This window comes from Pelotomaculum propionicicum (assembly GCF_004369225.1).
GTDB lineage: Bacteria > Bacillota > Desulfotomaculia > Desulfotomaculales > Pelotomaculaceae > Pelotomaculum_B > Pelotomaculum_B propionicicum.
Map to the genome: position 1 here is coordinate 15,975 of NZ_QFFZ01000021.1, position 21,514 is coordinate 37,488.

A 21,514-nucleotide genomic window follows, 5' to 3' on the forward strand; every position below is an offset into this window, starting at 1 on the left:
GAAGTTATACCGGTGACTGGAGATGGACGGCTCACGGACGATAAATGATGGAAATTCTGAAATGTGAGGTGACTTCTTGCACGCTGAAGCATTGATCGAGGCTTTCAACGGGGCACTGGCGGAAGAAATAGCGTACCTGCGCGATGAAGGAGGCCGCCCCCTGGTGGTATTGGACGGAGTGCTGGTTTACCGGGGCCAGGAGGGGTTTCTGTATGCCTTCGACCTGGAGGTGGAGGCTTTTCTCCTCGACGGTACGCCGGTGCGTCTGCGCTACGGCTCCCGCGAAACCGCGGGAGAGGTGGTGGCCGTGCGCGGTTCGGAGTTGACTCTGGCGCTGCATGAGAACTTGGGTGAACTCTTGGAGCGGGCCCAAGTGTTCTGCGAGCCCTGGTTTTTACTGGCCGCCCTGCAGGAGAGGATGCTTGATGTGCCGGAGAGAAATCTGCGAATGGCCCTGGCCGTACTGGAAAAAGTGCCGGCGGGCCAGCGTTGTTACGTTTCGCTGTCCACCGCCGCCGGCGCCCAGGAAGAAGCGTTACGCCTGGCCGGTGAAAGGGAAATCAGCTTTATCTGGGGGCCGCCGGGCACCGGCAAGACCGAAACCCTGGCTATGATCGCGAAGCTCTTTTTCGAGCAGGGCGGGCGGGTGCTGATCCTTTCCCATGCCAACGTGGCCGTGGACGGCGCGGTGCTGCGGGCGGCAGCCCGGATCGGGGCGCCGGCTTCTTCCGGACTGGTGGTGCGTTACGGCTGGGCCAGGCTGCCAGCGTTGCGGCAAAGCGGCCTGCAGGCCTCCAGCCTGGCAGTCGCCGGCCGTCCTGAGATGCGGGAGAGGCTTAGAGAGTTGGAGGACGAGCGCGGCGAACTGCTGGCCAGGCTGCGCGCCGGCGGCGCACGGGGCGAACGCCTGACTGAGGTGGAACGGGCCTTGCGGGATCTCAAGGCAGCCTTGAAGGAAGCGGCGGCCCGTGTATGCCGCGCCGCGCGGATAATTGGCTGTACTCTGTCCACAGCGGCCACCGATCCGGTGATTTACAGAGATCATTATGACTATGTACTGCTGGATGAGGCCAGTATGGCCTACATCCCGCAAGTGTTTTTTGCCGCCTCCCTGGCGGGCCGGAAACTGGTGGTAAGCGGCGACTTCCGCCAGCTGGCGCCGGTGGCGCTGGCCGGGACGCCGGGGGTGGAGCGCTGGTTGAAGCGGGATATCTTTGAGGAGGCCGGGATAACGGCTGCTTTTGAAAAAGGGCTGGCGCCGGACATCGCTGTGTTGCGCCTGCAGCGGCGGATGCACCCGGCCATCGCCGGGTTTGTGAACGACTTTGTCTACGGCGGGTTGCTTTACAATGCTCCGGAGACATCCGGACGCGCCGCGCTGGCCGCTGCCGGACCGTGCCCGGGAGCGGCGCTGACGCTGGTGGACCTGAGCGATCTGCCTGCCTTCTGCTACCGGCACGGTTCTTCCCGCTTCAACCCTTTGTCTGCTTTCCTGGCTCTGACGCTGGCCTGGCAGATCAGGTTGGGCGGCCTCACGGTGGGCCTGCTCACGCCCTACGCCGCCCAGGCCAGGTTGCTAAACGCGTTGACGGCAGGATTTTTAGGCGCTGCCGGCGCCCGTTCCGAGGCTGCCGGCCTGGTGGCCGCCACGGTCCATCGCTTTCAGGGAGCGGAGCAGGACGCGGTGGTGCTGGACCTGGTGGACTCCTTTCCCCAGCGCGGCCCCGGCGGCCTCCTTTCCCGCAGGGAAGGGAGCGTGGGGCAGCGGCTGGTTAACGTTGCTGTCACCAGGGCGCGGGGTAAGCTTTTCGTCCTGGCCCGCCGTGATTTTCTGGAGAGCAGGCTGCCCGGCGACTCTGCTGTGTGCGGGCTTTTTCGCTTTATCCGGGAAAACGGCCGGGTGATCGGGGGCAGAGAACTTCTAGCCGGCCTGCCTCCCCGTATGGCGGGCAAAGAAATGGAAATGGAATGGCACTTCGGGCACTGGCCGGCTCTGGAAGCATGGGAGGCCGACGTCCGCCGTGCGGCGTCCGTGCAGCTGGATTGGCCCGCTACAGCCGGCCCGCCGGAGCGTCTGGTAGTGCGTGCCCTGCGGCAGGCGCAAGTAGGCGGCGCCCGCCTTTCCCTGCGCACCGGCCGGCCGTCGGTCTTGCCGGTAGAACTGCAGTCCTATGCCGTGCGGCATACTGCGGCACACACGCCGTTGACGGCGGTGGATCGGGACATTTTCTGGTACGGCAGCCCCTGGCCGGGGGACGGCAAAGTGGACCGCTGCAGTGTCCGGGTAGCGGGGGAGAGGGTCTGCCGTACGCTGATCTACCTGTTGGAGATGGACCTGCGCGGGGGATCTGGCGGGGAGCGCTTCGCCGGCTTGCAGGCGTATGTGGAAAATCTGTTTTCCTGTCCCCGCTGCAACGCTTCGCTTACTGTACGCGCGGGAACCGGCGGCGGTCATTTCCTGGGCTGTACCGCTTACCCGCGCTGCGATCTTCCGGCTGCCAGGCTCACGCCGGAAATTCTGGAAGGCTACCTGTCTGCGGCCGGGCTGACCTGCCCGGCCGGCCACCTCTTAAAGGCAGTTCCTGCAAGAGGCGGGCCGCTGGCAGTTTGCTCCCACAGCCCGGCCTGCCGCTGCGTTTATCAAGTGCGGGACCTGCTTTAGCTTCAGCAAAACAAACTGCAATTTAAGTGGTCTTGAATAAACAGGAACACCTATTCTCGATCAATCTATACAATAAATGTACTTGTGGTTCTTTATTTACTTGTCGGTATCTTCTTTGCCAGAAAACCGTGAAAACAATTTAGGATAATCTCTTGCTCCGTGTAATATTCTTAAGATATCTACTTTTTCAGGGTACACTTTATAAAAAAGAAGATACTTGTTTACAACAATCATACGGAAACCACTCTCACCCATTTTCTTATCAGGAATAAGTACGCCGAGTTTTGGGATATTTCCCATAAACTATTTTCAACATCGTCATACATGTCAGAAGGGACAGGCGCTGTTTAGAAAAAAAAAGCGCAAAAAAATATCCGGCTCTGTAACATACAGTCATTTTATGGTACTGTTAAGTAAAGGAAATATAAAACATATGTACCAGAAAAAATATAATATTAAGAGGTTGCAGGATGTATTTAAAAAATAGTGAGAAATGGGATTGCTTCTTAAATGTAAGAAAGAAGCGAGGTGATGATCAGGATAATAAGTTACATTAGATCTTTCTTTAGACCAGTGGTTAAGGAAACAAATGAAGAAATTGAAGTGATAATTAGAGGAATTATTCAAGGGGGTATTTGAAATAAAAAAATTATCTTCAGTAACTGTAGCTCCGGTAATGGCGGCTTTATTTTTTCTGCTTTTAATCACATGTGTTTGTGTGATGGCCGGGGAAGCTGCGGCGGAGAGCAGTGGTAGTGGTTCCACGTACCCTGTCAAAGAGGCCGGTCAAAAAGTAGAGAGTGGCGAGGAAGCTATTTCCCAGGACAGGGCTATGCAGATCGTCAGGGAAATGTTTCCCGATCTGCTTGAGGGGAAAGATTTGGACATTCAATTGCAGGATGATTACAGGGGTGACAGCAGCGGGATTTGGCATCTGAATTGGAACAATCCCACCCCCGGAGGAAGGCGGGTGGAACATATCAGCATCAGCATTGACGCGGACAGCGGGGCGCTGGTCAACTTATATTACTATGATTCCAACGTCGGAGCTGAAGGGGGCGTAACTCCGTTAACCGAGGAGGCGGCAAAACAAAAGGCGATGGAGTATGCCAGGAAATACCGACCGGCCGAGTTTGGCCGTACCCGGCTGGCTGAAAATGATTATTACGGTTATTATCCGAGCGGCATGATCAAAAACGCCTATAATTTTTACTGGGAGCGGATAGAAAACGGCGTCCCGGTGGAATGGGACGGCATCAGTGTGGGAGTGGATTTATTCAGCGGGCGTCTGGCCAGTTTTTCGGTCAACTGGCACAAGGACGCGGTTTTTCCACAGCCGGGAACAATGCCCGAGGACCTGGAGCAGAAGGTATTAAGTGAATTGGGCCTGATCCTGTGCTACCAGGTGCCGGAAGGAGTGAAAACAAACTTGCCGGGCGTGCCGGAGGCAAATCTGGTTTACCGGTTGAACAGCCCCGGCATGTTGAAAATCAGTCCTGACAGTGGAGAGGTTTTGACCGCGGACGGGAAAACGATACCGCTGATTCAGTACAAGCGTTTTTCCGGTCTTCCAGTCCCCGCGACCGGCGGTTCCTTAGAAGGGACAGGTCCGGTTAACCGGCCTGTCCAGAAGATAAGCCAGGCCGAGGCCCAAAAGGCTGCGCGGGAATTTTTCAGGAAGATCGGCATGGACGGGGAGGTTGACCGCAGAGGGAGCGGCAGCAGCGGAGGCGGTGTGTTTTATGATGAGTACTGGAGCTATGGTTTGGCGGACGAGGAAAACTGGAAGCCAAGGGAACAGCGCAAGCAAATAGATGTTGGAATTGACGTTTTTACCGGTGAAGTGAGAAACTATAACGCTTTTAACGATTATGCCGGATGCGGGCGGGACGATAGCAGCAAGCAAAAAATCACACGGAAAGTTGCTCGCGACAAGGCTGTAGATTTTATCCGTCTTGTCTCCCCAGAAAAATTGGGGCAGGTAGCCGAGGAGCGGCAGGATGAGAGTTATACAAAATTCGGGGAAGGATATACTTTTAATTTTGTCAGATTGGTTAACGGAATACCGTTTTTGCGGGACGGGATTATGATAAGTGTTGGCGCGGGCGGTGAAATCACTAGCTACGACTGCAACTGGCACGCGGTTAAATTTCCCTCCGCCGCGGGATTGACTACCCGTGAGGAAGCGGAAAAGGTTTTTCAGGAAAAGATGCGTCTGAAACCAGCCTACTTCTTCCCGCTTGAAGGAGAAGACCCCCGACCGGGGAAAAAGCCGGTACTCGCCCTGATGTTTGACAGCCGCCGCGATATGGGAATCGACGCCCATACCAGGCAATTGGTGGCGCTAGATATAATGGCGGCACAACCGGAGGAAAAAACCGGGGCTGTGGTTCCACAAGAGCACTGGGCCGCCGCTTCTCTGGCGGTTTTGGCGGACAGTGGCCTGCTGCCGGACGAAGGTTTTGACCCCGACGGGCCGGTTAGCCGCAGGGACGCCGTCAGGGTGCTGATGAGCGCCATGCAAGGAAATTACAGATACAACCAGTACCAGCAGGTTGGTGAGAAAGCGAGCTTCACGGACGTTTCACCAGATGACCGGGACTATGCTGTAATCCAGTATGCCGTTCGCAGGGGCATGCTGGTGAAAAGCGACCGCTTCTTCCCGGAGCAGCCGCTGCTCAGGGAGGAACTGGCGGTCTGGCTGGTACGGGCGCTTGGTTACAGTGAGGTGGCTGAGATGCCTGCGGTGATCGGGCTTAAGGCTGCGGATGCCGGCCAGGTGTCCGATAAAGCGCGCAACTATGTGGCTATCGCCTGGGGCCTGGACTTGATCAAAGGAAATGAAAACAACCTGTTTCGTCCCGCGGACCAGGTCACCTGGGCCGAACTGGCCTCGCTGGTGACCCGGGCCGTGCCCCGCCTGCGGTCTGTACAACAGTGGTGACTATTGTTGTTTGTCAGTGAGTCAGGGGTGTTCCCCTGACTCACTGACATTCTATTCAAACAGCCCGGTTGCTTTGATGGTGTTTATTAAAGAATTCTCAATGTGATTTCCCTGATTCAAAAATTGATTTTTTATCTGTGAAGACGGATTATGTGCCATCCGGGATGACTGGGCGCCAAAATAAAATGTAAAGAAAATTGACTGGTGAGGTGCGTTAAATGAAAAAAACTCTGTTGGTTTTAAACGTTTTAGGTCTGCTCCTGTGCCTGGCCGCGCTGAGCGGCTGTTCCAGCCAGTCCGGGCCGGATGATAAAAAGGAGGTAGGGCAGGCCGCTCAACCGGCGGCGCTTACAAGTTCCAAATTTGCAGCATATGAGGAGTTCCCGGTAAACATCACTCCGGCCGTTAAACCTTATCAAGCTGACCGCGACCTGGGCAACATCACCAACAAAGATATGTTTCAGCTTTCCCCGGCGGCCATAAACCTCCTGGTCGAAAACGGCTTTGTGGTGGTCCCCAATAAATACGGGAAAGAGTTTTTTTCACTCTACGAGGAATACCGGTATCAACCGGCGCCGCTGTTTGTTACAACCGATTCGGTGCTGCACAACTACCACCTGTTTTTTGACCACCTGCTGAGAGTGGTGGAATCAGAAAAGCTGGCCCCGGAGCTGAAAGAACTTAACAAAGCTATGCTTGAACAGGCCCTGAGGCAGTATGAAAGTGTGAAGGGCACTAACTGGGAGAACGCCGCCAGGAGGAATGCCGGCTTTTTTGCCGTGGCCGCCAAACTGATGGATCCGGGTGTCGCCGTCCCCAATCTGGTCAGGGATGAGGTGGAAAATGAGCTGGCCCTAATTGAAAAGCACCAGGGCATCGCGGTTTCACCGCTGATGAGCTCCGGCGCAGGTGGCAATCCGCTCCAGGAGGATTACTCACAATACCTGCCGAGAGGTCACTACGACAGGACCGATTTGCTCAAGTCCTATTTTAAATCAATGATGTGGTACGGCAGGTTGACTTTCCGAGTCAAAAACGATGATGAAACCAGGTCAGCCGCCCTGATCACCCTGGCTTTGGACAATAGTGATAGCCAGCAAAAATGGGAAAAGATCTATGCGGCCACCAGCTTTTTTGTCGGGAAAAGCGATGATATTTCATACAGCCAGTATAAAGAACTGATTGACAGGATTTATGGCGCCGGCGCCGATCCCCAGACTCTGGTTTCCAGCCCGGACAAATGGCATGCCTTCATGGAGGCTGCCGGAGCTCTGGAGCCGCCGGCAGTAAATTCCATGCCTGTTCTGAACGGAACCTCACCCACCGAGCGGGATCAACAGTCTAAAGGTTATCGTTTCATGGGGCAGCGGTTTACCGTGGACTCTTCTGTATTTCAGCGGCTGATTTACCCCGAGGTAAAAGAGAACAGCCAGGGTGAAATGAGGATGCTGCCCAGGGGTATGGACATCCCCTCCGCCATGGGTTCCGCGGAAGCGTCTAAAATCTCGCAGTCCCTGGGGGACACCGGTTACCGGGGTTACCAGGAGAATATGGCCAGGATCAAGAGCACCCTGGCCGGTCTAAGTAAAGAGACCTGGACCGAAAACATCTACTGGAACTGGCTTTATGCGCTGCTGCCCCTGACCTGGGAAAAACCTGAGGGGTACCCTTCCTTTATGCGCAACCAGGCCTGGGCCAGAAAGGAGCTCAACACCTACCTGGGCAGTTGGACGGAGTTGAAACATGACACCATTCTTTACGTCAAGCCTGTTTATGCCGAGGCAGGCGGCGGCGACGAAAAAATTGACGACCGGGGTTATGTGGAGCCCAACCCCTATCTTTACGCCCGCATGGCTTCACTGGTGAAAATGACCGGGGACGGCCTGCGGAGCCGCGGCCTGATCAACGAGCGTGACCAGGCCAGCCTGGACAGAATGAAGACAATGGTCCTGACTCTGAAAACTATCTCAGAGAAAGAATTGACCAATACTCCTTTAACAGTTGAGGAATTTGAGTTCATCCGCTCCTACGGAGTTCAACTGGAGCACTTCTGGCTGGATGCCCTGCGGGACGAGGGCATTGACCACCGCTCCGCTATTTATGACCGGCCGGCCGCCCTGGTGGCTGACGTGGCCAACTATCCCAGCGGCGGGCAGGTGCTGGAAGAAGCGACAGGCAACGTATTCGAGATCTTTGCTGTGGTCCCGGTGGACGGTAAATTAAGGATAGCTGTTGGCGGCGTGTATTCCTATTATGAATTCCCCTGGCCGCTTAATGACCGGCTGACAGACACCAGGTGGCACAAGATGGTGAACACCGGGCAGACGCCCGCGCTGCCAGGCTGGACTGATGCCTTTATCGCCCCGGTAAAATGAAAAAGCTCTTATTACTCGCTCTGGTCATAGTAATTGTCTGCACGGGATGTCTGCTGATTAAAAATCTACTGCCGGGAACTCCGGGCAGCGGCTCGCCTGAAGGTGACTTCGCCGCTTTCAGGGCGAAGAAGATGAAGCTGCCGGCCAGGCAGGAGCCTGTCTGCCTGGTTGCCGTCGGGGACATCATGCTCTCGCGGGGCGTGGCCGGGGAAATCAAAAAACAGGGGGGCGACCCGCTCCATCCTTTTGCAATAATTAAATACTACCTGAAAAGCGGTGACATTGTTTTTGGCAACCTGGAGAACCCGATCACGCCGGGCAGGGAAATCATGATGCCGGAGATGACCCTGCGCGCCGACCCCGGCTCGGCACAAGCCCTGCAAGAGGCCGGTTTCAGCGTCCTTTCCCTGGCTAATAACCATTTGGCTGATTTTGGGTCCGAAGGGTTGCTGGACACCCTTCGATATTTGGATGAAGCGGGTATTGGGCATGCCGGCGCGGGAGAAAACGAGGAAGAAGCTTTTGCCGCCGCATTTAGCGAAGTAAACGGCCTGAAACTGGCCTTCCTGGCCTTTACCGACCCGGCCATTGTCCCGGATGCTTACCTGGCTGGTGTTGAACAGCCCGGTATCGCCTTCCTGGAGCAGGAAAAGGTGAGGGCGGCCGTGCAGGACGCCAGGAGGAAGGCTGACTTCGTGGTGGTTTCCATCCACGCCGGCAGGGAATACGAGAGTGAACCGGACCTTGCTCAAACACAGTTTGCCCGCCTGGCGGTTGACGCCGGCGCGGACCTTGTTCTGGGCCACCACCCCCACGTTGTGCAAAAGATAGAGCAATACAAAGGAAAATACATTATTTACAGCCTGGGTAATTTCATCTTCGATCAGAAGTGGTTCCGGGCTACCCGTGTTGGTCTGGCGGTAAAAATATTCATTGCCGCCGGCGGTGTGGAGAGGATGGAGTTTATGCCCGTTTTCATTAATGACCAGGACCAGCCGCAGCCCCTGGAGGGTGAAGATGCCGCTAAGGTAATAAAGAAACTCGGGCTGCAGACTGCTGGGGAGGCTTACCCGGCCTGGGACCCGGAAAGCCGTGTTTTCAAGGAAAGTACGAGGTACACTTTTTATGCCAATGATCCTAAAGTAAAGTCAAGGCTGATTAAAAACCGGCATTTTGACCTGGACCAGGACGGCGCCTGTGAAGATTTTGCGCTGCGGGACGGTAAATTAATGGTGGCTGCCGGCACGCAGACAGTTTGGCAGTCGCCGGACGAATGGTGGGTGGATGATTTTTTCCTGGGCGACGCCAACAACGACGGTGTTCCGGAGCTGAACCTGCTGATCTGGAAGTCCGGCAGTTACGGCCATCATAAGCCCTTCTGGGTTACACAGGAAGACATGAATATCAAAAACCACCTTTTCATCTTTAAGCTGGCCGGTGGTGTTATTAAGCCGGTTTGGCAGTCGTCCAACCTGGACCGGCCAAACTATGAGGCGGCTCTGGCAGACCTGGATGGCGACGGCAAAAACGAGCTGGTTGTCACGGAAGGCGATTATGCCGATCCCGGGCGGAGAGAGCCCGCCGTCTGGAAATGGAACGGCTGGGGTTTTAGTAAGATTGCTTACGGCGAACCTCAGGATACGTGATCTTAGAAATTTTCAACAATAATAAGTATATTAACCACCTCATGGTTGATGTAGTGGCATTGGCAAGGAGTTGAACCGTACTTGGATCAAAAACAAAAAGTGGTAATCTTTATCATTCTGATAATTGTTTTTTTGTCCATAGTTTTGACTGAAATGAAATTATGGAACTATGTAAACATTATTTTTGTAGGGGCAGTTACTCATATTCTCGTTCCTTTGGAACTGCTGGCTATCTTTGTATGCGTCCGGCTCTACCGTGCGCTCCATAACCCCTTTTTTAAGTTTCAGGGCATAGTCCTGGTCTTGGGTGTGGCCGTGGAAGGATTAAGGGAATTACGGTTCACACTTATTGGGAGATTCATTTATCATTTTGAAGAATCTTACTATCAGGCACTCGGGGCTTCTATAGGCATAATAAGTACAATTATCGGGCTGGCCGGAATATTGCTGGCCTTATACGCGCTCTTGCATTACAGGGAGGGTTGGGAACAGGCCGAAGAGGTGCCTCTTATTAAAAGGTTTTATGATCTTATCCCGTCCGCGGGGAATAACAGGCTATTCTGTTATATGATTATCGGTGTCCCGCTGCTTTTGCACGTATCTCTTATGCTAAGTTCTTTCTCCGGCAGTATCACCGACATAATAATTTCAGTTTTTAACGCCGTCTGGCTGCCGGCGGAACTGCTCGGCCTGCTCCTTAGTCTGGCCCTGCTGCGTATCTACAAAAACAATCTTTTTAAATACCTCGTCGCTGTTTATATAATCCCTTTAGTTGTTACAGCTTTTTCTTATTTCAATGTTTTCCTGAGCTTTTTTATTTACCGGTTCTCGGATAGCAATCCACCTGCTTGTTTTATTTTTAGCCAGATTATCTTTAACTACATCACAGCGTTTCATAAAGTGGTTCTTGCCGGTTTGCTGGTTTATGCCCTGCTAACTTACAGGGAGTCAATGAAAGAACCGGTTATGCAGGAACCATCAGTGTTCCATGATTAATTAAGATAACTTACTACAAATTATATGATGTGCTTGTTGGTCCCGACGGCGACCCTGGGGCTGAGGAGGCAAAGGCATATGTTCTAATAAAAGTGCTCAAATTCAGGGTTGAATATGAGCACTTTATAACGTTTGCAAGAATAATTGCTGGCTGACCAGCGTTACTGGTTGGCTGGGTTATGGCTCCATTTGACAAAAATCTTCTTAATTTTCTCCCACCTGCTGGCAAATCGTTTGTTCAACCTCTTACCCAGGTCGTCGAAAGAGGCGTATACCACAGGCACCAGGACCAGGGTGATCAGAGTGGAGAAAGATAAGCCAAAGGCGATGACAATGGCCATAGGCTTCATCATTTCGTTGCCGGAACCGCCCCCAAGAGCCATAGGCATTAAGGCCAACACTGTACACAGGGTTGTCATCAGGATCGGCCGCAGGCGGATCGGTCCCGCCTGCTTGATCGCTTCGTCGCGCTCAACCCCCCGCTTTCGTAGAGTATTGATATAGTCAACCAGCACGATAGCGTTATTGAGGACGATGCCCACCAGCATAATCGCCCCGATCAAACTCATAACGCTCAGACGGGTTCCGGTGAGCCCCAGCCCGATCACAGCGCCGATAAAGGTGGGAGGCAGGGAAAACATGATAATGAAAGGCTGGAACAAAGATTCAAACTGGGCCGCCATCACCATGAAGACCAGCACAATTGCCAGGATCAGCGCCATACCCAGAGAACTGAATGATTCACTCATATTCTGCCGCTCGCCGCTGAAGTCGATGGTATAACCCTGGGGCAGCGACATTTGCGCCAGTTTTTGCTGCACCTCTGTATTAACAGTACCGGATGCTACGCCGGAAACATCAGCGGTAATTTCCACTTCCCGGTTTTGGTTGGAGCGGCTGATCTCTTTGGGCGAATTCTTTATGGTTATGCTGGCCAAACTGCTTACCGGTACCTTCGCTCCGTTAGAGGAGACCAGCAGCAGGCTGGCAAGGTTGCTCTCCGATTTAGTGAAATCACTGGCTAACTTCATAGTGATATCTACTGTGGTATCCCCGGTATGCAGGCTGCCTACCGTCGATCCTCCGAAGGCGGTTTTAATCACTGAAAGAACCTGGCTTACAGAAAGCCCGTATTGCGCCGCCTTTTCACGGTCATCCACGACCTGTGCCTGGGTGTTGCTGGACAACGAACTCGCTACGTTCCTGGTGCCCGAGACCCCTTTGATGATGTCCACCGCCTCATTCCCCAGATCGGTAAGGACATCCAGGTCATTACCCCGGATAATCACATCGACCGCACTGCTGGACATGCCCATGGCGCCGCTTTCGACAGTCACGGTAAGAGTGGCCCCGGCCACATCACTTAAAGCCACACGCACTTTTTCCGCCGCTTCATCGGCCGTCAGGTCATATTCCTCCGCGTTTTTGAGCTTGTACTCAATGCTGGCCTGGTTGCTTTCGGAAATGCCCAAAAAGGACCTGCCGCCGCCGCCGACCTTGACATAGTCTTTTTTGATACCGCCTTCCAGGGCCTTCCGGGCCAGCTCGTCAACCTCATCCGCCTTGGCGTGGGTTGCCTCCAGCTTTGTCCCCGTGGGCATTTCGATGGATATGTTAACCCCTCTTTCATCCATTGAAGACATGAACTCCATGCCAATCAGCGGGATGCAGCACAGGCTTAAGCAGAACAGCAGCACGGTGCCTAGCACCACTTTTTTACGGTGACCTAGAGCCCAGTTGAGAGTGCTTTTATACAGCGCGGTAAGCTTTTGCAGCCCGTAACCGAAAATTGTCACCGGATTTTTCGTGCCTTTTTTATACTCAAACTTTTCCGGCGCCGGAACAGTTTTCAACATTCTGGAGGCCATCATGGGGACCAGCGTCAGGGCGGCAAAGAGAGCGCAGGCATGAGAGAAGCTGACGGTAAGAGCCAGGGGTCTGAAAATCATGCTGGCGATGCCGCTGACAAAGACAACCGGCATAAAGACCACGATCTGGGAAGCTGCCGAAGCCATTACGGCGGTCCCTACCTCAGACGTCCCCACTTTGGCCGCGTTGACAATGTCAAGCCCTTCCTGCCTCTTTCTGTAGATGCTTTCCAGTACTACAATGGCGAAGTCGACAAGCGAGCCGAGGCCCAGCATCAAGCCGCCCAGGGACAGCATGTTAATGGTTATACCGGAAAAATACATGGCGGAAAAGGTGCCGATCAGGGCGACCGGCAGAGTGATGGCCACAACAGCGGTGCTGCGGGCGCTGCGCAGGAACAAAAACAAAATGATTACCGCCAGGAGACCGCCGAGGAGTCCGTGTTCTTCAACACTTTCAATGGTGTCATTGATGGTGGTGGAAGTGTCGCTGACAATATCCATCTTTATACCGGCAGGCAGAGTTTTACTTAAACCGGCGACTGCTTTACGCACATTCTCAGCAACCTGCACTGTGTTGCCGTCAGATGTTTTCATTACGCCGAGGCTGAGTGACTCACTGCCGTCCACGAAAGTCAGGGTGCTGTCTTCTTTAAAACCATCCCGCACGTCGGCGATGTCCGAGAGGGGGATATGGTTTTTCGAGGAGCCGGGAACACTGATCTGTACATTCTTGATAACATCCAGGTTGTCGAATTGGTTCATGACCCTGATGCTGATTTCATAGGATCCTTTGACCAGAGTGCCCGCTGTGCCGGTAATATCATCACTGGAGATGGCCTGTGCAACCTGCTGTATGCTCAGGCCGTAGGCGTCCATTTTGGTTTGATTAAGCCTTACCTGGATCTCCCGCTCCTTACCGCCGCTGATTGTAACAGAACTTACTCCCTCAATCCGCTCCAGGGCCGGCTGGATCGTATCCTCCGCGACCTCTTTCATCTTGGTGAGGCTGGCTCCTGAAAGAGAGTAGGTCATAATGGACCGTGAGTTAGGGTCCATTTTCATAATCCTGGGACTGCCGGCGTCATCAGGCAGGGAATTTCTCACTGAATCAATTTTGTCCCGCAGGTCGTTTACTTTGTCGTCAACCTTGACCCCGTAATTAAACTGCACCATTACCATTGAGTTGCCGTTGGAAGAGGTGGAGCTGATCTTTTTAACGCCGCTGACCGAACTTACGGCGGATTCTATGGGCTTGGTGACTAATTTTTCTACTTCAGCCGGTGCCGCTCCCTGATAGCTGGTGCTGATGATAGCCATCGGTATACTCATATTGGGCATCAGGGCTACACCCAGGTTGGGCAGGGAGTAAAGGCCTATGAAAATAATAGCGGCAATGAGCATCGAGATGGCTACCGGCCGCTCTACAGAGAAATCGGCTATTTTCACTTGGAACCACCCTCCTGCCTAGTGACCGCCTTCACCTGCTGTCCGTCGGAGAGCAGCCGGTTGCCCTGGACGATGACGCTTTGCCCTTCTTCCAAACCCTTAGTGATTTCGATCCGGGAGTCATTAGACACACCTGTTTCAACATAAACCTCTTTGGCTTTACCGTCTTCCACGATATAGACAATATGCTGCCCATCCTGTTCGATAACAGCGTCCACCGGAACAGCAATGATTTTTTGCAAGGCCCCTGTGAAGAGGTCAATTTTTACGGTCATACCCGGCTTGATTTCCCCGTCCGGGTTGGCAATGGTGACTTCCACAGGGTAACCCATGGTGGTGGCGTCCGTTTTTGGTGCTACCGCGGTCACTGTCCCTTCCACGGATTTATTCAGGGAAGCAATGGTCACCGTAACCTTGCTGCCGGGCTTAATGGTGTTCACCACACTTTCCGGTACGGAAGCCTCCACTTTGACCGTGTCGATATTGACGATGACGGCGGCATCTTTCTGGCTGTTCACCATTTCGCCGTTCTCCACATTGACCTCGCCGACCAGTCCGGCAATCGGCGCGGTAACCGAATAGTCGTAATAATTGTCCTGCGCTATGTCCAGGGTGGCCTGGTCTTTATTCATTTGCTGCCGGCACTGTTCCAGGCTGAGCTGGGCATTGACCAGCTTGGTTTCCGCCTGTTCCAAATCGTTGTTTGACACAGCACCGCTTTCAAAAAGGGCTTTATAGCGGTCATAATTGGACTGGGCATCTTTTAAAGCCTGGACTGCCGTGTCATAGCTCACCTGGGACATGCCCAGGGTGGCTCTCGACTGAGTCAGCTGGTTATAGGCATCCTTGGCTTCGATCTGAAAAAGGACCTGCCCCTTTTCCACCTGGTCACCCAGTTTAACGTTGACAGCGGCGACACGGCCTGTAACTTTAGGAGCTATGGTTGCTTTCCCCGCTGCTTCAATCTTGCCGGAGGTGTTAAAAAATTTGTTCATGTCCGTCTTGGTAACAGTTACAACCTCAACAGCAGTGGCAGAGCTTTCACTGCCGGCTGGTTTTTTACCCCCGCACCCGCTCAAAAGAGAGGCCAACAAAAAAAACAACAGCAAAACCGTTAATCGTTTCACTTTCCTGTCTCCCTTCATTTTCCCATCATAAACATTATAAAAAACGAACATAAACTGCCTCTAAAACAAATAGAAATATTTTTTAAACAAAATTTAAAAAAAAATTAAAATATACAGGCCTAATGTTATAAAAATTTAAAAAACAGTTTTAAAGTTATTTATATTTAGGATTTATAATGAATAAAGAGAACATTTTTCTAATGTCCGGGCGAGGTAAAATGATGTCCTTAAGATCAAAAATTTGGGCCTCCTACATCATCATGATTATTGTCCCGCTGCTCCTGGCGGTTTTGTCGGCTAGACTGATCTTGATTAATTATGAACAAGATCACCAGCTTCAGATAATAGAAACTGCCCAGGAGGAAAAACTTAAGGAGCATATGGATTTTCTTAATGAGTTGGAGAATACCCTGGTCAATCAACCGGATAATCTCAAAAATTCATTTTACCTTACATATCTGAATGATAAGATTTCTTCTTTTGATATGGGCGTCCTGATACAATACAACGGCGAGTTTAAGTATAATTCAGTTTCGGTCAACGCGGAAAAGCTCAAACCTTACCTGTCAAAATTTCTGCAGCAGGATATTACCGGCAGGTGGGTGTCAGCAACCACCAAAGACTATATAGTAAAATGCCGGGCCTTTACCTATAGTGACGAAACACCAGGCCTGATCTACCTTTTTATGAACAGGACCGCTCCCTGGGATACTCCGCCGGATCACACCGGCTATGTGAAGTGGGTATTTTTAATTTTCATCATATGCATTTTTTTAACCAACAGTTTTTTAACCTACCGGTTGTCCAAAAGCCTGATTGAACCTTTGGATTCCGTTAAAAAAGCTGCCAAGGAAATTCAAAATGGCAACCTGGATTATCCCATCAGCTACCCGGTAAAGAACGAGATAGGGGATCTGTATCAAGCCTTTGAAGAAATGAGGTTAAAGCTGAAGCAGTCACAGGCGCTTAACGCACAGTATGAAAACAGCAGAAAAGAACTGGTGTCAAATATATCACACGACCTTAAAACGCCAATCACTGCAATTAAAGGCTACGTACAGGGCATTATTGACGGGGTGGCCAATAATCCGGCCAAAATGGATAAATATCTCCGCACAATCTTGACCAATGCCGTGGAAATGGAGCGGCTGACCAACGATTTGTTCCTTTTTTCCAAACTGGACATCAAACAGCTGCCTTTTTCCTTTGAATGTGTAGACATTAAGAAATACCTCGAGGATGCCGGAGAAGAATTGAATTTTACTTTAAATGTGGAAAATATTTCCCTTAACTATGAATCCTATTATGAAAGCAATGATTTAATAATGGCCGACCGGCAAAGGCTGGTTAGAGTTATCCATAATATTATGGAAAATGCCAAAAGACATTTGAACAAGCGGGAAAAGGAAATAAAAATAGTATTGCGGGAAGAAAAAGAGGAAGCACTGATTGAAATTAGTGATAACGGCTGCGGCATTCCGGCGGATAAACTCCCTTTTATTTTTGACCGGTTTTTCCGGGTGGACTGCGCCAGAAACCGGACCACCGGGGGCAGCGGCATCGGGCTTTCCATTGCCAGGGAGATTATTGAAGCCCACCAGGGTAGGATTTGGGCCGAAAGCACCGAGGGGTGGGGAACCAGTATTTTTTTCACCTTAAAAAAAGTTGACTATTTTGTGGCCTACCAAAACTAGAAAATGTGTTTACAAGGGAGGGGACGGCATGAAAAAGGTGTTAATCATTGAAGACGAGCAATCTATAGCGGAGTTGGAAAGAGATTATCTGGAGATTGACGGTTTTGAAACAGATATTGAGCTGAATGGCCGGACAGGTCTGCAGCGCGCCCTGCAAGGAGACTACGCTATCATCATCCTGGATGTCATGCTGCCTGAAATAGATGGTTTTGAAATCTGCCGGACCATACGCGGCAGGAGCAATGTGCCCATAATTTTTGTCTCGGCCAAAAAAGAGGATATTGATAAAATCAGAGGGTTGGGGCTGGGCGCTGACGATTATATGACCAAGCCTTTCAGCCCCGCGGAACTGGTGGCAAGAATCAAATCCCATCTGGCCCGTTATAACCGGCTGGTTGACCATAAAACTTTTGACCATAACGAGGAATTGAAAATAAAAGGGCTGGTAATCAATAAGAGGTCCCGGCGTGTTTACCTGAACGGCCGGGAAATCCAGTTTACCGCCAAGGAGTTTGATCTGCTGGTGTTTCTGGCGGAGAACCCCGACCGGGTGTTCAGTAAAGAACAGATTTTTGAAAGGATCTGGGGCGTGGATACTTTAGGCGAGATTGCGACAGTATCCGTCCACATCCGGCGGATCCGTGAAAAAATAGAATCAGACACTTCCAATCCCGAGTACATAGAAACCATCTGGGGCAGGGGTTACCGCTTTAATAATTAAGAAGTGTCAGTGGGAAGGCTTCATTAAGTTGTTTATTCTGTAAATAGATATGCTATAATATTGACATAATAGTGGCTGAAGAGGTGGAAAATATGAGCCAGTAAGATAATATCATTACAAATATTAAGCCTTCTACTGCAATTCGGCACGACTATAATTCATTTTCAAAAATGTGCCATGAAACACAGGCGCCTGTTATTGTGACTAAGAACGGCGAAGCCGATCTGGTGGTAATGAGCTGCGAGGCCTATCAGAAGATGATGGCGCGCCAACGGTTGGGGCAGATGTTGTCGGAGGTTGACCGCGAAATCGCCGCAGGTACGCCTATGCGGGATTTTGAGGATGTGTTTGCAGCGATAAAAAAGAGGATAGACAATGCGTAAGAGAAAAGTACTATCCGAAGCTGCCTATTACGACATTGACAGCATGTTTGTCTATATTTTTCAGGATAGCCAGCAAACAGCCGAGAAATTGAGGCTGCGCATATATAATGGTATCAAGAAGCTGTCAGACTCTCCAGAAATGGGGCCGGTCATTCCCGCAGAAGAAGCACCTGGTGCTCAGCGTGGTTACAGGCATATTGTAATTAACCCGTACATTGTATTCTACCGGGTGTTGGAGGATCGCATTGTAATCGCCAGAGTGCTGCACGGACGACAAAACTGGCTGCAATCCCTATTCGGTATCTCAGACGAAGTATAGAAAAAGTAATTGTATATTTATACATTGTGGAATAGCAGTGAGCAGTCAGGCAGAGAGGTTGGTGAAAGCCTTGAACTTGGGCCGCCGACAGCACACCGGTTGGGTAGAAATGAAGTAAAAGAACGGTTATGACGCGTCCCAGTCCCGTTCCTTAGTCCCAATTTATTATAAAAGGCTGGCGGGCAGTTATGAGTCATGATTTAAAGAAGAGATCTTCGATTTTATTGTCAATTATATTGTCAACAACAGTAATAATTTGCGCTTTTTTGCTTGGCGCATGTAATGTCAAAACCAACCAGGACGTTGTCTATGAAAATGAAAAATATGGTTTTTCTTTAAACTTGCCCGGCGAGTTTGCAAAGAGAGTTGATATAAGGGAAGATGGGAACTTTATTTATTTTGTTGATAAAGAGGTCCAGGCAAAGCATCCCGAACAGGTCTTTGGCGTGGTCGGAAGAATTGAAACCTATGACAAAAAAGAATTCTCGCGGGAAAACTTAAAAGAGCTGGAGGATATGTATGGTTTCAGGTACCTGGGGGAATCCGGCAGCTTTCATTTTGGCTGTGCCCATGCCACTGATGTTCAGGTTCCAATGGACGCCTCTGAAAAAATGAGACAGAATTTCAGGACCCTGGAAAAAGAGTTCGATGCGATCGTCGAGAGCTTCACGATAAAAAAAGCCAATGACGGGGAAATTGCAGTCGCAGGCGGACATCAAGACATAAATGGGATTGACGAGTATTCTTTTATGGCTGACAAGCGAGCGATATCTTTGAAAAGCTGGTATAACGAAGCGGATTTAAGCGCTGTTCTTGGCAAGCCGATTTCAGAAACCAACGAGGTGTTGGGAAGCGGAGCCGATACATTCTCAGGCTCTCACATAAAAACACTGAAATATGAAGGCCTAGTTGTAAAGCTGTTTTCACCGAAAGATAACGGAAAAGAGTTCTGGCTCATGAGCGTGGATTTAACAAGCTCAAAGCTGCAGACGCCCAGGGGAATTACTGTCGGATCCACTCTTACCGAGTTGAAAAAGGCTTACAGCGATATCAAAATAGTTCCGGACGGAAGGGCTGACGCGAATAACTGCGCTTACAGGGTCAGCATGCAGGAAAAATATAAGTATATAACGTTTGAAGTTGAAAAGGGAATTGTAAAAGAGATTAAGCTTTTTGTAGAGCTTCCTTAAAATTCAAAGAGAGCCTAAAAACGGGAAGATTGAAGGTGCAAACAGATATCGCTGGCCTATAAACCACTTCTCACTGGAACCAGATGTTTATGGTCGGGTCGGTTTACTGGAACACGGGGTTCGGGCAGGAAGCCGGCGATGTGGTGAAAGATGCTGGTGGAAGCAAGTGGGGAAGCAAGGGGAAGCAAGGGGGAAGCAAGGGGAAGCAAGGGGGAAGCAAGGGGACGTTCTTTTTGCTTCCCTTGTTATTTTGTGATATAATGGTCAAAAATAACGGATGTGGTTATTAGTGGTAAGACAAGCGAGGGAACGCTGTGAAAGTGGTATTTACCACGTAGTATTAAGAGGAGTCAACCGACAGGATATCTTCTATGATGAGGATGATTTTCAACGCTTCCTGGAAATACTGGAACAGAAAAAATTGGGAAAGCAGTTTGAGGTATATGCCTATTGCTTGATGAGCAACCACGTACATGTATTGATACGAGGAGGAAATATCTATGAAAAAGAGCAGTTTATTTAATAAAATTTTATTGTTAGGTATTCTAACAGTAGGATTAATACTTGTTTTTTCATATGTAGTATATGCAAAACAAAACTCAGTAAATAATATTAAATATCAGTTTGTTTCAGATATCAAGAAAACCACCCATGATTTAAAAGCGCTTGAAAAGGCTGGCAACAAGTTAGAAAACGCTTCAATAAGTACTAAAATTAATCCTGAGCAAGCTGTCGAATTGGCTTCTAAATATAGACCAGATTATGCCAGTCAAGCCACAGATGTTGTTGTAGAATACTATCAACTTACAAACACTGCCTTTAATGCTTTTAGTGATAGTACAAAGAATAACAACAAATATCTATCAAAAGATGGTTTTTTGGAAAAAGCTCCATGCTATATCGTAAGTTTTAAAGGAATAACTAGAGTTGGCAAAGCACCTGAAGGGATGCAAGCTCCAATATTCCATGAATATAATGTTGTAATTGATGCTGATTTGGGTGAAGTTCTTTTTAGTTTTGCATATAGATAAGAAATTATATATTCTAACATTAAAAAGATAAGTTGGTGGAGCTACGAGCTCCGCCATATTTTTTAGCTATTTATCTCATTGAATGAGAAACTCATAATTCAATCTTAGGATAAGCCGGCTTTTGAGTTCCTAAAAAGCTATAATTGGATACTGTAATAAGGTCAGACTTAGATGACAATGAACCTGTCCCCCTTGTCCGCCCTTGTCCGGAAATTGTTTGGGCTCAACAGCCAGGTGTTGCCTGGGGTTGAGCCTTTTTGCATAACCCTCCCGGACTCTGTTAACGGACTCTGTTAAGGACTCTGTTAATATTGTAAAACCATTTGCCGGTTCTTAAAGTCTATATATAATATAAGGGTTTTTAACCGGTTAAAGCTTTGAAATGTAAAAAACAATGGAGGTGTTTTATGATGTTGCCGCTGACGATATTTGAACCAAGTCTACCAGAGATAAATGACTACAAAAAGACAAGATTACATGGGCCAAACAAACGGAGATAAATAAGCATATCATAGAGAATAACTACCTTTGGTAGTCTTACTTAATAATACAAGGTATTTAATTCCAGTTCCATAGGTTGCAAATTATAATTTTTTACAGAAGGCACATATTGAAGTTTTAAACCTATATTCGTCAGTATAGTGCCTAATCCTTTAGACGCTATAAACAGCACAATTTAATTTCAGAAAAGTTGCCTTGCCCTTATACCAGGACACAAACCAACTATGTTACCACCGTCATCTTTGAGGCGCCAGCCGTATTCGTCTTTAGCCACTACACCAGACAGCCACCTGTCATTGAAAAATATGCCGATTTTATGATTTTCAAACAACCTGAAGATATCGTTACCTATACCCAAACCCCTGTCTTTTGTGAGGTTTAATATTCCTTCCGTTACATAGCCTGCCAATTTTTTAAACTCATTTTTGCTAATTTCACCGGCAGCCAACATCTTCGCTAGCGCCGCCAGGTGGTTTTGGCCAAGATATCTCGAACGGGACTTCACCTTGCCGTCCTCAGCTATATATCGATGCTCCAGATATGCATACCGCCCTTTCCAGCGGATAAACATTTTTCTTATCAACTCCTGATAGTGCCTATTTATTTAG

16 protein-coding genes are annotated in these 21,514 nt (G+C 50.0%); 12 read left to right on the top strand and 4 right to left on the bottom strand.

The genetic code is table 11. The features are described 5' to 3' along the window. The first annotated feature begins 76 nt into the window (after positions 1-76). A complete protein-coding gene (locus Pmgp_RS10485) occupies positions 77-2,662 on the top strand; it encodes a DEAD/DEAH box helicase (protein ID WP_134213938.1) in 2,586 nt (861 codons plus the stop codon). 96 nt (positions 2,663-2,758) lie between these two features. Here the strand turns inward: Pmgp_RS10485 and Pmgp_RS20895 are convergent, their stop codons facing one another. Beyond that, the gene (locus Pmgp_RS20895; RefSeq protein WP_134213939.1) at positions 2,759-2,962 is read right to left on the bottom strand and encodes a type II toxin-antitoxin system RelE/ParE family toxin; all 204 of its coding nucleotides are present in this window, start codon (positions 2,960-2,962) and stop codon (positions 2,759-2,761) included. A 421-nt stretch (positions 2,963-3,383) separates the two neighbouring features. Here Pmgp_RS20895 and Pmgp_RS10495 point away from each other — a divergent pair, with 421 nt between their 5' ends. From Pmgp_RS10495 to Pmgp_RS10510, 4 genes are all read left to right on the top strand, one after another. Next, the gene (locus Pmgp_RS10495) at positions 3,384-5,606 is read left to right on the top strand and encodes a YcdB/YcdC domain-containing protein (protein ID WP_192902887.1); all 2,223 of its coding nucleotides are present in this window, start codon (positions 3,384-3,386) and stop codon (positions 5,604-5,606) included. A 218-nt stretch (positions 5,607-5,824) separates the two neighbouring features. Then, entirely contained in the window at positions 5,825-7,981 is a 2,157-nt protein-coding gene (locus Pmgp_RS10500; protein WP_134213941.1) for a DUF3160 domain-containing protein, read from the top strand. Continuing rightward, positions 7,978-9,627, top strand: coding sequence for a CapA family protein (locus tag Pmgp_RS10505; RefSeq protein ID WP_134213942.1), 1,650 nt, complete (start codon positions 7,978-7,980; stop codon positions 9,625-9,627). The genes Pmgp_RS10500 and Pmgp_RS10505 overlap by 4 nt, the downstream gene beginning before the upstream one ends. Positions 9,628-9,708: 81 nt before the next feature. Continuing rightward, entirely contained in the window at positions 9,709-10,623 is a 915-nt protein-coding gene (locus Pmgp_RS10510) for a hypothetical protein (protein ID WP_134213943.1), read from the top strand. Positions 10,624-10,784: 161 nt separating this feature from the next. Here Pmgp_RS10510 and Pmgp_RS10515 read toward each other — a convergent pair whose 3' ends face one another. Together Pmgp_RS10515 and Pmgp_RS10520 are read right to left on the bottom strand one after the other, a co-directional pair. Continuing rightward, on the bottom strand, positions 10,785-13,940 hold the full coding sequence (locus Pmgp_RS10515; protein WP_134213944.1) for an efflux RND transporter permease subunit: 3,156 nt from the start codon (positions 13,938-13,940) through the stop codon (positions 10,785-10,787). Beyond that, complete coding sequence (locus Pmgp_RS10520) at positions 13,937-15,067, bottom strand: efflux RND transporter periplasmic adaptor subunit (protein ID WP_192902888.1); 1,131 nt, start codon at positions 15,065-15,067, stop codon at positions 13,937-13,939. Before Pmgp_RS10520 ends, Pmgp_RS10515 begins: the two co-directional genes overlap by 4 nt. A 218-nt stretch (positions 15,068-15,285) precedes the next feature. Between Pmgp_RS10520 and Pmgp_RS10525 the strand changes: the two genes are divergently transcribed. The 7 genes from Pmgp_RS10525 (at position 15,286) to Pmgp_RS10555 (ending at position 20,405) form a co-directional block, all read left to right on the top strand. Further along, a complete protein-coding gene (locus Pmgp_RS10525) occupies positions 15,286-16,761 on the top strand; it encodes a sensor histidine kinase (RefSeq protein ID WP_192902889.1) in 1,476 nt (491 codons plus the stop codon). 28 nt (positions 16,762-16,789) lie between these two features. After that, a complete protein-coding gene (locus Pmgp_RS10530; protein ID WP_134213947.1) occupies positions 16,790-17,482 on the top strand; it encodes a response regulator transcription factor in 693 nt (230 codons plus the stop codon). 122 nt (positions 17,483-17,604) lie between these two features. Next, positions 17,605-17,865 carry a type II toxin-antitoxin system prevent-host-death family antitoxin gene (locus Pmgp_RS10535; protein ID WP_282432899.1) on the top strand — a complete coding sequence of 87 codons (261 nt, stop codon included), beginning with the start codon at positions 17,605-17,607 and terminating at the stop codon, positions 17,863-17,865. Beyond that, entirely contained in the window at positions 17,858-18,184 is a 327-nt protein-coding gene (locus tag Pmgp_RS10540) for a type II toxin-antitoxin system RelE/ParE family toxin (protein WP_134213949.1), read from the top strand. Before Pmgp_RS10535 ends, Pmgp_RS10540 begins: the two co-directional genes overlap by 8 nt. 188 nt (positions 18,185-18,372) lie before the next feature. Next, positions 18,373-19,374 (top strand): hypothetical protein, encoded by a 1,002-nt coding sequence (locus Pmgp_RS10545; protein WP_134213950.1) that lies wholly within the window; start codon positions 18,373-18,375, stop codon positions 19,372-19,374. A 289-nt stretch (positions 19,375-19,663) separates the two neighbouring features. Beyond that, positions 19,664-19,897, top strand: coding sequence for a transposase (locus Pmgp_RS10550; RefSeq protein WP_192902890.1), 234 nt, complete (start codon positions 19,664-19,666; stop codon positions 19,895-19,897). Next, on the top strand, positions 19,875-20,405 hold the full coding sequence (locus tag Pmgp_RS10555; protein WP_134213952.1) for a hypothetical protein: 531 nt from the start codon (positions 19,875-19,877) through the stop codon (positions 20,403-20,405). The genes Pmgp_RS10550 and Pmgp_RS10555 overlap by 23 nt, the downstream gene beginning before the upstream one ends. A 682-nt stretch (positions 20,406-21,087) precedes the next feature. On the opposite strand, the gene Pmgp_RS10560 is transcribed toward Pmgp_RS10555, so the two are convergent. Continuing rightward, complete coding sequence (locus Pmgp_RS10560) at positions 21,088-21,477, bottom strand: hypothetical protein (RefSeq protein WP_134213953.1); 390 nt, start codon at positions 21,475-21,477, stop codon at positions 21,088-21,090. Positions 21,478-21,514: the final 37 nt, after the last annotated feature.